Here is a 13,652-nt window from a genome sequence, read left to right on the forward strand (position 1 = left end):
CCCCGCGGTATGATGAAACGCCCACGCGCGCTCCGGAGACGTCTCCGGATCTTCCTCCCGACCCGATAGGGCAGCCGATGACGCTTCAGCCCGGCAACATCATCGAAGGCAAGTACCGCATCGTCGGCCTCCTCGGGCAGGGCGGCATGGGCGCGGTCTACGAGGGCGAGAACGAGCGCATCCATCGCCGCGTGGCGATCAAGGTCCTGCACGCGTCCGTCTCGGGCAAGGAGGACGTCGTCCAGCGCTTCGAGCGCGAGGCGCAGGCCGCGGGACGCATCGGCTCCGAGCACATCGTCGAGGTGCTCGACCTCGGCAACTTGCCGACCGGCGAGCGCTTCATGGTCATGGAGTTCCTCGACGGCCAGAGCCTCGGCGATCGCATCAAGAAGCGAAAGCGCCTCACGCCGCAGGAGCTCGCGCCGCTCATCCACGGGCTGCTCGAAGGGCTCGCGGCCGCGCACGACGCGGGGATCGTCCACCGCGATCTCAAGCCCGACAACGTCTACCTGATCAACAACAAGAACCAGCGCGACTTCGTCAAGATCCTCGACTTCGGCGTGTCGAAGTTCTCCGCGCTCGACACCGACATGAGCATGACCAAGACCGGCGCGGTCATGGGCACGCCCTACTACATGTCGCCGGAGCAGGCGCGGGGCGGCAAGATCGACGCGCGCAGCGACCTCTACTCGGTCGGCGTGGTCATGTACCAGGCGATCACGGGGCGCCTGCCGTTCCAGGCGCAGACGTTCAACGAGCTCGTCTTCAAGATCGCGCTCGAGTCGCCCGATCCGGCCGAGCTCGTCGTGCCGAACCTCGAGCCGAACTTCGCCGCGATCATCGCGAAGGCCATGATCCGCGACGCGAACATCCGCTTCCAGACGGCGCGCGAGTTCCAGGCGGCCGTCGCGCAGTGGATGATGGCGAATCCAGCGGGCCCCGAGCTCAGCGCGGGCCGCATCCCCACGATCCAGCCGGGCATGTTCGACCCGCGCATGAGCCAGCAAAACCCGCTCGTCGGCACGGGGCCGCTCGGTTTGCCCGCGGGGTTCGACCCGCGCATGAGCCAGCAAAACCCGATGGTCGGCGCGGGCATCCCCGGGACGTTCGATCCGCGCATGAGCCAGCAAAACCCGATGGTCATGGGCCAGCAGCCCATCCCCGGGACGAGCCTCGGCATGTCGCACCCGAACCTCGGCATGTCGCACGCCGGGCTCACGGTCGCGGGCGTGCCGCAAAAGAGCAACAACGGCGCGATGATGGCGATCGGCCTGCTCGGCACGCTGCTCGTCGCGGCGAGCGGGCTCATCGTCTGGAAGTTCGTACTCGACAAACCGGCCGCACCGACGCCGCCGGCCGTGACCACACAAGCCGCGGCGACGCAGCCCCCGCCGATGCCGACGCCCACGCCGACGCTCGCGCCGACGCCCACGGCCGCAGCGACGGAGGAGGCGCCGACGCCGGCCGATACGAACACGGCGGCGGTCGGCACAGCGACGCCGCCGAGCGGACCGCTGCCGACGGGCGCGCGCACGAGCGGCACGGCGCCTCTCGGCACGGCCACGGGGACCGGGACAAACAAGAAAGCGACGCCCACGCCGACGACAACGGCGACGTCGACGGGCGGCCGCAAGATGGGCAGCGACCTCTGAGAACGCTGCCCGCGCGGACCTAACGCACGGCTGTGTAAAACGTCGCCTTGTCGCGACGAACCCGGAGCAAGAGCCGCCCGTCCTGCGCCGCTTTCTGCACGTCCGACGACGACGGCAGGCGCGCGAAGTCCGCCTCCAGCACCACGTCACCGCGCTTGAGCCCCGCCCGATCCGCCGGCGAATCCGGCGACACGGCCACGATCTGCGCGAGCGTGCTGTTGCCGTCGCCCTCCACGTCGCGCAGCGTGATCCCGAGCCCCTGCGGGCTCGATCCCTTCCGCTCGACCGGCAACGCCGGCGGTGACGTCTCGCTCTTCGCTTCGAGCGTCACCTTCGTCTGGTAGCGCTTGCCGGCGCGGATCACCTCCATCGACAGCACCTCGCCGTCGTCGTGCAGGAAGAGCTCGCGGATCACGTCCTGCGCGTCGGCGATCGTGCGCGCGCCGATCTTCGTGACGACGTCGCCCGGCTCGAGGTGCGCCTTCTGCGCGGGCCCGCCGGCCACCACGGTGTTGACGAGCGCCCCCGCGGTCGGCGCGCTCGGAATCTCGGCCGCGAGCTGCGGCGTGAGGTCCTGGATCCCGATGCCGATCCACGCGCGCATCACGCGCCCCGTCTTCAGGATCTGCGTGGCCACGCGCCGCGCGATGTTCGAAGGTACGGCGAGGCCGATGCCCTGGCCTTTGCTCACGATCATCGTGTTGATGCCGAGCACCTGCCCGTCGAGGTTCACGAGCGGCCCGCCGGAGTTGCCCGGGTTGATGCTCGCGTCCGTCTGCAGATAGTCCTCGATCGCGTTCATCCCGACGCCGCCGCGGCCCTTCGCGCTGAGCACGCCCGTGGTCACCGTGTGCCCGAGGCCGAAGGGCGATCCGATCGCCACGACCCACTCGCCGACGCGCGCGGCGTCGCTGTCGGCGAACGTCGCGACGGGCAGGTTCGTCGCGTCGACGCGGAGCACGGCGAGGTCGGTCGCGGGATCACGGCCGGCCACGCGCGCGGGCAAGGTGCGGCCGTCCTTGAGGCGCACGTTGATGGCGCGCGCGTCCTCGATGACGTGGTTGTTCGTGAGGATCGCGCCGTCGGCCGAGAAGATCACGCCCGAGCCCATGCCGCGCGTCGTCGCGTCGGCGCGGAACCAGCGGCCCGCGGAGCTGTCGCCGCTCGCGACCGTCACGTCGATCTGCACGACGGCCGGGCTCGTCTTCTCGGCGACCGCGACGAACGTATCGCCGAGCGCGCGCACCTCGGCCGCCGAGGGCAAACCTCGCACGGGCGCGGGCAGCGCGGGCGGCGGCGGCGGGGCCTTCGGGCGCGGGACCTGCGCAAAAGCGACCGAAGAAGCCGAGCCGAGCCCGGCCATGACGAGCATCGAGGCGAGCATGCAGCGAGGGCGCATCATTCCTCCGAGGAAGGCAGGTGCTCGATTATGGATCTCTCGGGGCCGCGATGGCACGCGGAAGAAACTTGTCGAGTCCCAAGGGGGACGCCTCGCGTCCCCCTCTCGTCCGGGCAAAGCCCGGACGATTCACTCCCCGAGGCGAGCTCGCTTCGCGATCTCGCAGAGCGCCGAACAGTTCGGCGCTCTACGCCGGCCACGCCTCCCGCCCCTCGTCGGCGAGCGTCACCGAGACCAGGTACAGCCCATCCGGCGGCGCGGTGATGCCCGCATCGTCCCGGCGCTTCGAGGCGAGCGCGCGCGACACGGCGCCGGGCGCGAGCCGCTCTCGCGCGACGTCCACGAACGTCCCGACGAGGATACGCACCATGTTGTGCATGAACGCGTCGCCCTCGACCTCGATGCGCACGAGCCGAGGATCGTCCGGGTCGACCTCCACCGACACGCGCCGCAGCGTCCGCACCGTGTTTTCCCGCGGATCCGCGGCGGACCGGAACGCGGCGAAATCATGCGTGCCGACGGCGAGGCTCGCCTCGGCCCGAGCGCGCGTGATCGCGGCGTCGTCGCGGAGCTGGTCCACGCGCCACACGCGCCCTTCGAGGAACGGATCCCGCACGAGGTCACGCAGCAGCAAATACCGGTACCGCTTGCCCTGACTCGCGAACCGCGGCGTGAACCCGCGCGGCACGAGCGACGCGCGGCGCACCGCGATCTCCTTCGGCAAGTGCCTCGCCGTGCCGAGCACCCATCCTCGCGGCGGGACCTCGCGCGACGGATCGAACGCGACGCGCTGGCCGAAGGCGTGCACGCCCGCGTCGGTGCGGCTCGACCCGCGGATCTCGCGGATCGTGGGGTCCATGGCGCGGAGCGCGGCGAGCAGCTCGCCGGCGATCGTGCGGCGATCGGGCTGGTGGGCGAAGCCCGAGAAGGTGCGGCCGTCGTAGGCGACGGTGAGAAGAATGCCGTCGGGAAGAGGGCTCGGGCTCCCCTCGTCAGCGGGCTCGTTCATGGCAAGAGCTTCGGTGGCTAGTTGCCGCCGCCGCCGCCGCCCGCGCCTCCGGTCGGCTCGGGCCCCGCGCCGTAGCCGTAGAGGCACGCTTGGAGCTCGTAGCCCGTGAGGTCCTTGCAGCACTCGGTCGCCGGGGCGACCTTGCCGTTGACGACGCAGGAGGCGAACGGATTGCAGCCGTTGTCGACGTTGTCGATGTGCCCGTTCCCGTCGAGGTCCTGGTTGCACGTGGGCGTCGTGCCCTCCTCGGACGCGCACGCCGCGGCGCCGCACAGGAGCGCCACGACGATCGCCGCAAGCAGCGGAGAGGCTTTACCGACGCCTTTCGGGGAAGTGAGGGGTTTCATCGAGGTCGTGCTCATGGCTGGAAAGGGGTGCGCTCGAGCGCGCCAGCGTGCGCTCTCTCGCGAAGCGATGCCTCCCCGTACCTTACCCATCTGCGGCCCTCGTGGGAACGTCCTCCGCGCGCGTGTACAAGGAGATCGCCGTATCTCCGTAGATCCGCGTCTCGTCGAGGACGAGCCGCGCAGGCTTCGGCGCGGCGTCACGGCTCGCGTGTTCCAGCACGACGCGGGCCCCGGGCGCCGCGAGGTTCGACGCCTCGGCGGCGATCCCTTCGAGCACGCGCGCCGCCTCCGCGAGCGCTGCGTACGGCGGATCGAGCAGGATGAGCTCGAAGGGGCCGAACGGCGCGAGCGACGCGAGGGCGCGCGTCACCGGCTGCGTGATCACGCGCGACGCACCCTCGATCCCGAGCGACGCGAGGTTTTGCCTTAGCGCGGCGAGCGCGGGCCGGCCGTTCTCGACGAAGACCACGCGCGACGCGCCCCGCGAAATCGCCTCGATCCCGAGCGCGCCCGTGCCTGCGTAGAGGTCGAGCACGGCCGCGCCCGAGACGTCGCCGAGCACGTTGAAGAGCGCCTCGCGCACGCGGTCGCTCGTCGGACGTGTGGCGTGCCCTGACGGGGCAACGAGCCTGCGTCCGCCGAGCGAACCACCGATCACGCGCATGGGAAGGGGAAGAGGGCGGCCGCGAGCGCCGCGATCAGAACCGGAAGCCGACGTCGAGCTTGCCGCCGGTCCGATCGACGCGGGGCAGGATCATGAGGCCCGTCGTGGGTTTTTCCTTCGCGGCCGTACCACTCGTCGCGATGAGGAACACGCCTGCGCCGGCCGCGATCGCCGCGAGCGGGTAGAACACGAGCTGCAGGAGCTGGCCCGTCTCGCCCTTCGAGCAGAGGCTCTTCACGGCCTCCCTGTCGAAGCCGGCGGCGACCGTGGCGGCCTGGTCCCGCGCGAGGTCGCAGATGTTCGTCTGCTGATCGTAGAACCCCTGGTTCCGGTCGTACTCCGGATCCTTGTTGACGCCGTTCACGGTCACGGTGCCGTAGATCCCGACCGCGCCGAACGCGACGCCCGCGCCGATCGCGGCGAATCCGCCGATGCGCTTCCAGTTCGTCGGCGAGCTGTCGCCGGCGGGCACGGGCGCGACGACCACGTCCGTCGGCGAGTTCGGCTTGACCGTGATCTCGGTCGACATGTCGGCGTATCCGGGCGCCTTCACCACGAGGTTGTGCGTGCCCGAGGGGACGAAGAACGTGCCCTCGCCGTTCGCGAGCGCGCCGAGGGGCTGGCCGTCCACGAAGACCTGCCCGGCCACGCTGCCGGCCTTGACCTTCACCTCGCCCTTGGGCGGGCCGTCCGTCAGCTTGGTGAGCGCCTCGGTGGCGACCTTGCGCAGCGCCTCGTCCTGCGCCTCGGTCAGGTTCGCGCTGTATTCGACCTTGTGGTTCGTCGTGCCCTTGCCGCGCACCCAGAAGTGCAGCTCGCCGGTGACGTTGCCGCCTTTGCCCTTGTCGAGCTTGCCCCACACGTACCGGTCGGCGCGGATCTGATCGGCGATGCGCGACTGACACCCGGCGTCCGGCGGATCCGGGCACTTCAGCGAGAGCGTCAGCACCTCGAGCGAGTAGTCCCCTTCGCCCTGCGACCAACCCGGCGTCGCCTTCACGGCGTTGCGCAGCGCCTTCGTGAGCGCCTCCGCCTGGTCGTCGGCGTCCATCGTTTGGATCGAAATGATGTGGATCGGCAGCGTGTCCGGCCCGGGCTCGGAGGCCTGGGCCGCGCCGACGGACATCCACGTCGCAAGCGCGAGCGTCGTCGCCAGACCGTATCGGGGTGCGCGCATGGTCATCTTGCCGCTCTCTCTCCTCCGCGCGACCACGTTATCCTCCCTTGGGCTCGTTCCGCAATTATGCGGTGACGGGGCGGGACGGATCGGGCGCGGCTCAGCCGATCTCGACCTTGCTCCACATGTCGCGGCGCATCTTCTCCTTGCGGCGGTCGGTCCGCGTGACGAGGCGTGCCGCGCCCCACGCTGCGAGGAGCTGCCCCTCCTGCCCGAGGCCCGGCAGCACGCTGCGACCCACGAGCAAGGTGCGCTCGATCGGCCCGCGGATCGGCTCGCCGCCGAGCCCGAGATACCCCGGCGGATCGACGTCGAGCTGCCGGACCATGGGCTCCGGCGCGGCCGCCGCGCCCGTGAGCGAGCCTCGATCCACGGGGCGAAATCGGCCGTCTTCGTACACCCACACCGGAAGCCCGTCGTGCACCGAGTCGACCACGCGCAGGTGACGTTCGAGGAACGGCAGCTCCGCCGCGAGCGTCGACAGCACCACCTCGCGCATGCTCACGGGCGGGATCGGGCTCCGATCCGGCAGGAGCACCTCCGCGACGAGCAGCGACTCTCCGCGCACGCCGGGCATCACGTGCCGCTCCAGATGAATCACGGGGCGAAGCGCGCCAGGCGGCGCGCTCGAACGAGGCCCCGCCGCCGGCGCCGTGCGCGCCGCGTTCCGGAGCGCCGGACGATCGCCGGGCAAAACGAAACTCTCCACGCCGAGCGGCGCGGGCAAACCCTCGTCGCGCACGACGAGCGACACGACGAACCTGCCCACCGACGACGTGATTCGCGGCCACTCGCGCTGGGCGCGCTTGTGGATGCCCTCGCCCCCGGAGAGCGCCGCGAGGCCCTCGCCGTCGAGGTCGCTGATCACGAAGCTCGCGCCCGTCGGCCCCTCGTCGCCGTCGACGATCACGCCCGCCGCCGAGCCGCGCCGCAGATGCAGCGCACGCGCGCGGGCCGAGAGCATGCAACGACCACCGTGCGCCGCGATGCGATCGACGAGGAACTGTTCGAGCTCGTCCTCGCCACCCGGCAACGTGTAGAGGCCGCGCGTCCACGCCCCGTGCAGGCGAGCGACCGCGAACGGAGGCGGCAGCGTGGCGAGGTCGGTCGCGAACGACACCGACGACGTCACCACCTGCCGGAAGAAGTGCCCGCGCGGCAGCTCGACCAGGAGATCCGCGTCCGGCTCGGCGCGCACGTACGGCAACATCGCCGCGTATCGCCCCGTCTCGCGCCGCTCCCAGAACGTGCCCGGCGGCCAGACCGCGTCCCTTTCAAACGCCTCGTCCGCGGCGCCGTTCACGCGGGCGAGCTCGGCGTAGAGATCGTCCACCACGCGGCGCACCTCGGGCATCTCGCGATCGATCTCGCGGCCGAAGAGCACGAGGTCGGGCGGGATGTCGAGCCGGCGCCGCGGCGCGAGCACCTGCATCATCGGGCTCGCCGCGACCACGCGCCGCTTCCACGTCTGCGACTGCGCGAGCTCCACGAGCACACGCGTCCACGCCGGCGAGCTCGCCGCGAGCATCGTGAACGCGCGCCTTCGCAGCGTGCGCTCGCCGAGCTTGTAACTCGCGGGCCTCCCTCCCTGGCCGAGCACGAGCACCGTGAAGTCGCGCCGCGCGAGCAGCGCGGCCGTCACCAGCGCGCCGAGCGAGCGGCCGAGGACGACGACGTCGAAATGTTTCGAGGTCACGACGCGCTCTCCCTCAATCGTTCGTCGTCTCGACCCCGAGCGCGCCGGGGACACCCAGAAGCTCGACGCGCGACCTCGTCGCGGGCGAGGCAGGCGGATGCACCCTCAGGTTTCCCGCGGCGATCGCGGCGAGCACGTGGAGGAGCAGCTCGTGCTCACGCGCGAGGATGCGCGCGGACAAACGCTCCTCCGTATCGTCCGGCAGCACCGGCACCGCGGCTTGCGCGAGGATCGGCCCCGTGTCCGTCCCGGGGTCGACGAGGTGCACCGTGCAGCCCGTGATCCGCACGCCGTGCGCGAGCGCCTGCGCCTGCGCGGAGACGCCCGGAAACGCGGGCAAGAGCGACGGGTGAACGTTGACCACGCGGCCGGGGAACGCGTCGAGCAGCACGTTCGTCACGATCCGCATGAAGCCCGCGAGCACCACCCACGACGCGCCTCCCTGCCGGAGCGCGTCGACGAGGGCGGCATCGAACGACGCACGGTCCGCGTGATCTTTGTGATTGATCACGGCCGTCGGCACGCCGGCTTCCTGCGCGCGTAAAAGGCCCGGCGCGCCGGGGCGGTTCGAGATCACCAGGCGGACGCGCGCGTCGAGCGTCCCCGCGGCGATCGCGTCGAGGATCGCCTGAAGGTTAGAGCCGCGGCCGGAGATGAGCACACCGAGGTCGAGGGTCATCGGGCCGTGCCATCGTAGCCGAGGACGGGGGACGCGCATCGCCTGCGCGCTCGTTCGGATATCATCAGGGCGTGCGACCTCGTTTTTCGTGTCCACTTCTGGCGGTTCTCTTGCTCCCGCTCGCGTGCCAGTCGTCACGCTCCTCGCCCGTCCCGGCTGGAGACGGCGGGACGCCGCGGCAGATCCTTTTGACCGGGACCGACGTGGTGGGCCTCTCGTCGCTCGCGGTCGGCCCGTCCGGCGCGCTCTTCACGATGACGGAGCGAGAGCCCCTCCTGATCGAGCTCTCGCCGGACGGGGCCGTCGTCCGCAAGACGGCGGTGCGCGGCGCGCCCGAGGGCGTCGATTTCGAGTCGCTCGCGTGGCTCTCGGGGGAATCGTTCGCGATCGGCACCGAGGGCGGCTGCTCGAAGACGGGCGCGGACCGCATCCTGCTCGCCACGCGCGAGGGCGACGCGGCGCACGTGACGCGTACGCTCGACGTCCCGCTCTCGGCCTGGGGCGCGGCGTGTGACGAGGGGCATGGCCTCGAGGGACTCTGCGCGGCGTCGGGAAAGCTCGTCGCGGCGATCGAGGAAGCGCTGAACGGCGAAGGCAAGGCGCGTTATGCGCCGATCGAGCGAATCGACCCGGCGACGGGGGAGCGGGCGGTGTTTCGCCTGTCGCTCACGAGCACGAAGGACGAAAAAGGAAAAATCTCCGGCCTCGATTGCCGTGCCCGGGGGGACGATCGAATCGAGGTCCTGGCGATGGAGCGCCATTTCGAGGTTTCGCGGATCCTCTCGTTCACGATCCCCGCGAAAGGCCCGGGGACCGAGGCCCCGATCGAGCCCCGCGTCCTCGTGGACCTCGCGCCGCACACGAACGGCGGCAAACGCAATTTCGAGGGAATCGTCTGGAAGGACGACACCCACGCGCTCCTGATCATCGACAATCAATATGGTGAAAAGATCTCCGGGCCGAACGAGCTGCTCGAGGTGACGCTGCCGTAGCGCGGCACCCTGCCGAAATCAGCTCGCGCCGCCGGGCCCGAGGATCCCGACGAGCGAGAGCCAGAGCGCCTTCACCGTCGGAAAGCGGTGCTCCGGCTCGATCGCGAGCGCGCGCTCCACCCACGCATCGATCGCTGCCGGCAAATCCCGCCGATGCGCGTGCAGGCTCGGCCGCTTGCCGCGCGTGCTCATTTTCACGACGTCGATGAGCGTATCCGCGGGAAACGGCACCTGGCCCCCGAGCGCGCGGAAGATCACGGCGCCGAGCGCATACACGTCGGCCGCGGGCGTGACCCGATCGGGCCTCCCCTGCCAGCCCTCGGGCGCGATGTACGACGGCGAGCCCACGACGAGCCCTTCCTGCGTGAGCGGCGTCGACACCGACAGCACCTTCACGAGACCGAAATCGAGCAGCCGCACCGGCCCTCGCGCCGTCGATTCCATCACGAAGATGTTCGCCGGCTTGATGTCGCGATGCACGATCCCCCGCTGGTGCGCGACGTCGAGCGTGTCCACGATCGGCGAGATCAGCTCGAAGAGCTTCGATCGCGACAGCCTCCCCACCTCGTACTCGTGGTCGGCGAGGAAGCGCTCGAAATCCTTGCCGCGCAAGAGCTCCATCACGATGTACATCTGCTGGCCCGACTTCGTGCGGTTCAGCGCGAAGATCTGCACCGCGCTCGTCCCCGACAGCGCGCCCATCGCGCGCGCCTCCCTGCGCATGCGCGTGGCGAACTCGGGCGCGTCCGCGACCTCGGGGCGCAGGCACTTGACGGCCACGGGCGCGCCGATGTCGAGATCCTCGGCCTCGTAGACGGTGCCATGGCCACCTTCGCCGATCCGCCGCAGGATCCGGTACTGCCCGTCGATCACCTCGTTCACCTGAAACATCCGCCGATCCTCCGCAGGCCGCGTGGCCAAGGCAGGGCCCCGAGAGCCATCCTACACGGAGCGCTGGACTTGTCAGGACCGTGGGTACAGTAACGCCCCATCCGCGACGCACAGCCGGGAGACCCACCATGCTTGAACGACGATCCCACTACATGGCCGCCCATCCCCTCGCCCGCGCCGCCGTGCTCGCGGCCCTCACCCTGCTCGGCGCGGCGTGCGGCGCAAAGGTCGTCGTCGACGCGGAAAACGCGACGGGCGGCGGTGGCGAGGGCGGCGCGGGCGGCAGCGGGGCCGCGGGCGGCACCGGGACCGCGGGCGGCCTCCAGTGCGGCGAAGAGCCCAATATCGGCAAGATCATCGCCGTGTGCGTCACCATGGACGGCGACTCCTGCCCGCCTGCGCAGTCGACCCCGGGCCTCCTCACGACCCTCGCGAAAGCAGCGGGCGTCTGCGCCGAGACGAACCCCACGGCCTGCTGCAACAAGCCCGCGCTTCGCCAGGTCGTCTGCGATCTGCCGCCCTCGGGCGACGAGTGTTGTTACCACGTCCATTACCTCGAAAACGTAGTGTGTAATTGAAGACCGGCGCGCTCCTGCTCGCCGCCGTCGCGCTCCTCGGCGCCTGCACGCCTGCGCCGCGGCCTTCGATCTCCCCGGTCGTGGATGCCGCGGCCGAGCCGCCCGTGTCTGCCGTCGGAGAGCCGCCGGACGGCCTGCTCGTGCTCGCGGATCTCCGCGTGCTCCAACGTGGAGAGCCGTACCTCACCCTCTACCGCAACGGATTGCTCACGCAGGCCGGCGACGTGCTCGGCACGCTGCATTCGAGCGGCGTCTTCGTCGCGCTCGACGGCGACCGCTCGCTCGTCTTGAAGGCCGACGGCACCGTCCCGATCCCCGAGGCGACCCTCGTCCTCTCCCCGGAGGGCACCGCGACGCTGCAGATGCCGGGCGTCCCGCCCCAGAAACTCTCTTTCGACGCCGAGGGCCGCCTCGTCGGCGACGGGCCCGAGACGCGCGTCGAAGGCATGGCGCCGGACACGCGCCGGACCGCGATGTTCGTGATCCTCCTGCCGGATCTCCTCCGCTTCCGGCGCCATCGCCGCATCGAGTAGCCCACATCCCCACACCCCCGCACTAGGACATTCTGTGTCCGATCGCAGGCCTATTTTCCGTGAAAATCGGGCGCAGCTGCGTTAACTTGTGCGCGGTCAAAGAACGATGAACGTGCTGCTCGTCACCGGACGAGCTTGATCCATCGGACGGTTCGTCGAGGGGCCGGGTGAGGCGCAAACGCGCGCGCCCACCGGCGCCTTTTCGAAGGATCCGTCCATTGCGTGAGGGAGGACATCGTGACGCTCGCGATGTATGATTTCGACGGCGTGCGTATTCGCATGCCCATGTTGTGTGCGGTGGTTGCTGCTTTCGTACTGCTCAGCGCCCTTTTGCTCGGCGTTGCTTCGTGGATCGTGGACACGAAGGGGGCTTCGGCCTCGAACAGCGCGCAGACATCGAGCGCGGACGCTTCGGACGCGCCCGATCCGGCGCGCCTCCTCGAGGACCGAGGACGCCCCGGACGCCGATTCTGATCCCCGGCAGGGGTCGTTTTTACCGCGAGGGGCGGGGCCGTTCGCCGGCCTTCGCCTCTGCGCCCGCCCAGGCTCGGCCGCGCATCGCGTAGGCCACCCCCGCCTGCAGCGTCGCGCGCGTGACCACATCCCCCATGTTTGCGCCGAGCTGCACCAGGGTCTGCGCGACCTCCGAGCGAATGCCGGTGATCACGACCTGGGCCCCGAGCAGCGACACCGCCTTCGCCGCGCGCAGCAGGGCATCGGCGACCTGCGTGTCCACCACCGCGACGCCCGTGATGTCCAGGATGGCGACGCGCGCCTGCGTCTTGCCGACGCCGTCGAGCAACGTCTCGATCACCTGCGCAGCCCGGCGTGTATCGAGCGACCCGACGAGCGGCATCACGAGCACGTCGTCGGTGATCGGGACGAGCGGCGTCGAGAACTGCGCGAGCGCCGCTGCCTGCTCCTGCACGAGCCGCTCGGCCTCCTTGCGTTCGGTCACGTCCTGCCAGGCCCCGACGAACTCGACGGGCCGCCCCTCGTCGTCCTTCACGAGAACGATCTCGTCGTACACCCACCGCCATTGACCATTCCCATGGCGGAAGCGGTATTCGTGCGTCTGGTGCCCGTCTTCGAAGCTCCCGCCGAGGTCGGCGAGCACCTTCGGCGCATCGTCCGGGTGGAGCCGATCGGTCCAGAAATTCGGATCACGCAAGAAGTCCTCGACGCGATAACCGAATTGCGCGACGACGTTGTCGCTGATGTACGTGCACAAGAACTCGGGCGTCGCCGCATAGAGGACCACGCGGCCCGCGTTCAGGAGGCGCACAATACGCGTGTACGTGAGCGTACCGTCGGGGGACTTCTCGGTCACGGTGGACAAATACCACCGCACACGTCCCGATCGCAAGGGTCGGGCACGTTTCCTCGGCGTGTCCCGAGCAACGCTTTTACTGGAAATGGCCCTGCATGACGTTTTTGTTGACAGTCAAAACGCCATCTGCACCGAACGCGCGGGCCGTCAATGCAACGGCGGCGGACGGGAGCCGCGCGGCATCACGCCCTGCGCGCCGCGTCGAATCGCCTCGATGTAGGCCCGCGCGTCCGCCTCGGTGGCGATGAATCGAAACGGGGTCGAGGCGCGCGCGGGCCTGAGCAGACGGGCGGCCTTGATCGCGAGGTTCGAGATCGCGCGCTGGTGGAAATTGCCGCCGTAAATCGCCGTGCCCTGCAGGTTCCTGGCGGTGTCGGATTCGATCGCGAGCTTGCGCGCGTCGGCGTGCACATGCCCCATTCGCGCGATGCCCGCGAGCCAGAAGACCGGCCCCCCCGCCTCCGCGACCCCCTCCCGGATCAGGTCGAACATACGCCGCATGTCCTCCAGGACGACGTCCCCGACGTTCCGGATGTGCACGATGTCCGGCGCCTCGAAGCGATACTCGTGCTCCCCGAACGATTCCCAATCGGTATTTGATAGCGTCATGCGACCCGAAGAAAAAAAGAAGATTGTGGGCGCATTGCCCACGGGCACAGGATGATCCGGTCGCCGCGACCGTGTCAAGCCCCGCGCGGCGCACGT

At 70.0% G+C, this 13,652-nt stretch carries 15 protein-coding genes; 5 read left to right on the forward strand and 10 right to left on the reverse strand.

Annotation, left to right across the window (positions count from 1 at the left end):
• Positions 1 to 77: 77 nt before the first annotated feature.
• Entirely contained in the window at positions 78 to 1,652 is a 1,575-nt protein-coding gene (locus QHF85_RS24915; protein WP_281329798.1) for a serine/threonine-protein kinase, read from the forward strand.
• 19 nt (positions 1,653 to 1,671) lie between these two features.
• Here QHF85_RS24915 and QHF85_RS24920 read toward each other — a convergent pair whose 3' ends face one another.
• The 7 genes from QHF85_RS24920 to purN all read right to left on the reverse strand — a co-directional run bounded on the left by QHF85_RS24920 (position 1,672) and on the right by purN (position 8,623).
• Positions 1,672 to 3,054: a trypsin-like peptidase domain-containing protein gene (locus QHF85_RS24920; protein ID WP_281329799.1), complete on the reverse strand. Its 1,383-nt coding sequence runs from the start codon at positions 3,052 to 3,054 to the stop codon at positions 1,672 to 1,674.
• 184 nt (positions 3,055 to 3,238) lie between these two features.
• Entirely contained in the window at positions 3,239 to 4,060 is an 822-nt protein-coding gene (truA, locus tag QHF85_RS24925) for a tRNA pseudouridine(38-40) synthase TruA (RefSeq protein ID WP_281329800.1), read from the reverse strand.
• A gap of 17 nt (positions 4,061 to 4,077) precedes the next feature.
• Positions 4,078 to 4,422: a hypothetical protein gene (locus tag QHF85_RS24930; protein WP_281329801.1), complete on the reverse strand. Its 345-nt coding sequence runs from the start codon at positions 4,420 to 4,422 to the stop codon at positions 4,078 to 4,080.
• A 67-nt stretch (positions 4,423 to 4,489) separates the two neighbouring features.
• Positions 4,490 to 5,071 carry a 16S rRNA (guanine(966)-N(2))-methyltransferase RsmD gene (gene rsmD, locus QHF85_RS24935; protein WP_281329802.1) on the reverse strand — a complete coding sequence of 194 codons (582 nt, stop codon included), beginning with the start codon at positions 5,069 to 5,071 and terminating at the stop codon, positions 4,490 to 4,492.
• A gap of 34 nt (positions 5,072 to 5,105) precedes the next feature.
• Entirely contained in the window at positions 5,106 to 6,248 is a 1,143-nt protein-coding gene (locus QHF85_RS24940) for a PEGA domain-containing protein (RefSeq protein WP_281329803.1), read from the reverse strand.
• Between the two features lie 100 nt (positions 6,249 to 6,348).
• Positions 6,349 to 7,944, reverse strand: a complete 1,596-nt coding sequence (locus QHF85_RS24945; RefSeq protein WP_281329804.1) for a phytoene dehydrogenase — start codon at positions 7,942 to 7,944, stop codon at positions 6,349 to 6,351.
• A 13-nt stretch (positions 7,945 to 7,957) separates the two neighbouring features.
• Positions 7,958 to 8,623 (reverse strand): phosphoribosylglycinamide formyltransferase, encoded by a 666-nt coding sequence (gene purN / locus QHF85_RS24950; RefSeq protein WP_281329805.1) that lies wholly within the window; start codon positions 8,621 to 8,623, stop codon positions 7,958 to 7,960.
• 71 nt (positions 8,624 to 8,694) lie between these two features.
• Here purN and QHF85_RS24955 point away from each other — a divergent pair, with 71 nt between their 5' ends.
• Positions 8,695 to 9,615 carry an esterase-like activity of phytase family protein gene (locus QHF85_RS24955; RefSeq protein ID WP_281329806.1) on the forward strand — a complete coding sequence of 307 codons (921 nt, stop codon included), beginning with the start codon at positions 8,695 to 8,697 and terminating at the stop codon, positions 9,613 to 9,615.
• 18 nt (positions 9,616 to 9,633) lie between these two features.
• On the opposite strand, the gene QHF85_RS24960 is transcribed toward QHF85_RS24955, so the two are convergent.
• Positions 9,634 to 10,506 (reverse strand): serine/threonine-protein kinase, encoded by an 873-nt coding sequence (locus QHF85_RS24960; RefSeq protein WP_281329807.1) that lies wholly within the window; start codon positions 10,504 to 10,506, stop codon positions 9,634 to 9,636.
• Positions 10,507 to 10,658: 152 nt separating this feature from the next.
• Here QHF85_RS24960 and QHF85_RS24965 point away from each other — a divergent pair, with 152 nt between their 5' ends.
• From QHF85_RS24965 to QHF85_RS24975, 3 genes are all read left to right on the forward strand, one after another.
• Positions 10,659 to 11,084, forward strand: coding sequence for a hypothetical protein (locus QHF85_RS24965; RefSeq protein WP_281329808.1), 426 nt, complete (start codon positions 10,659 to 10,661; stop codon positions 11,082 to 11,084).
• Complete coding sequence (locus QHF85_RS24970; RefSeq protein ID WP_281329809.1) at positions 11,081 to 11,617, forward strand: hypothetical protein; 537 nt, start codon at positions 11,081 to 11,083, stop codon at positions 11,615 to 11,617. The genes QHF85_RS24965 and QHF85_RS24970 overlap by 4 nt, the downstream gene beginning before the upstream one ends.
• A 222-nt stretch (positions 11,618 to 11,839) precedes the next feature.
• Complete coding sequence (locus tag QHF85_RS24975) at positions 11,840 to 12,091, forward strand: hypothetical protein (protein WP_281329810.1); 252 nt, start codon at positions 11,840 to 11,842, stop codon at positions 12,089 to 12,091.
• Positions 12,092 to 12,110: 19 nt separating this feature from the next.
• Here QHF85_RS24975 and QHF85_RS24980 read toward each other — a convergent pair whose 3' ends face one another.
• Positions 12,111 to 12,947, reverse strand: a complete 837-nt coding sequence (locus QHF85_RS24980; protein WP_281329811.1) for a PAS domain-containing protein — start codon at positions 12,945 to 12,947, stop codon at positions 12,111 to 12,113.
• Between the two features lie 147 nt (positions 12,948 to 13,094).
• Complete coding sequence (locus QHF85_RS24985) at positions 13,095 to 13,556, reverse strand: STAS/SEC14 domain-containing protein (RefSeq protein WP_281329812.1); 462 nt, start codon at positions 13,554 to 13,556, stop codon at positions 13,095 to 13,097.
• Positions 13,557 to 13,652: the final 96 nt, after the last annotated feature.

Source organism: Polyangium sp. 6x1 (assembly GCF_029946515.1).
GTDB lineage: Bacteria > Myxococcota_A > Polyangia > Polyangiales > Polyangiaceae > Polyangium.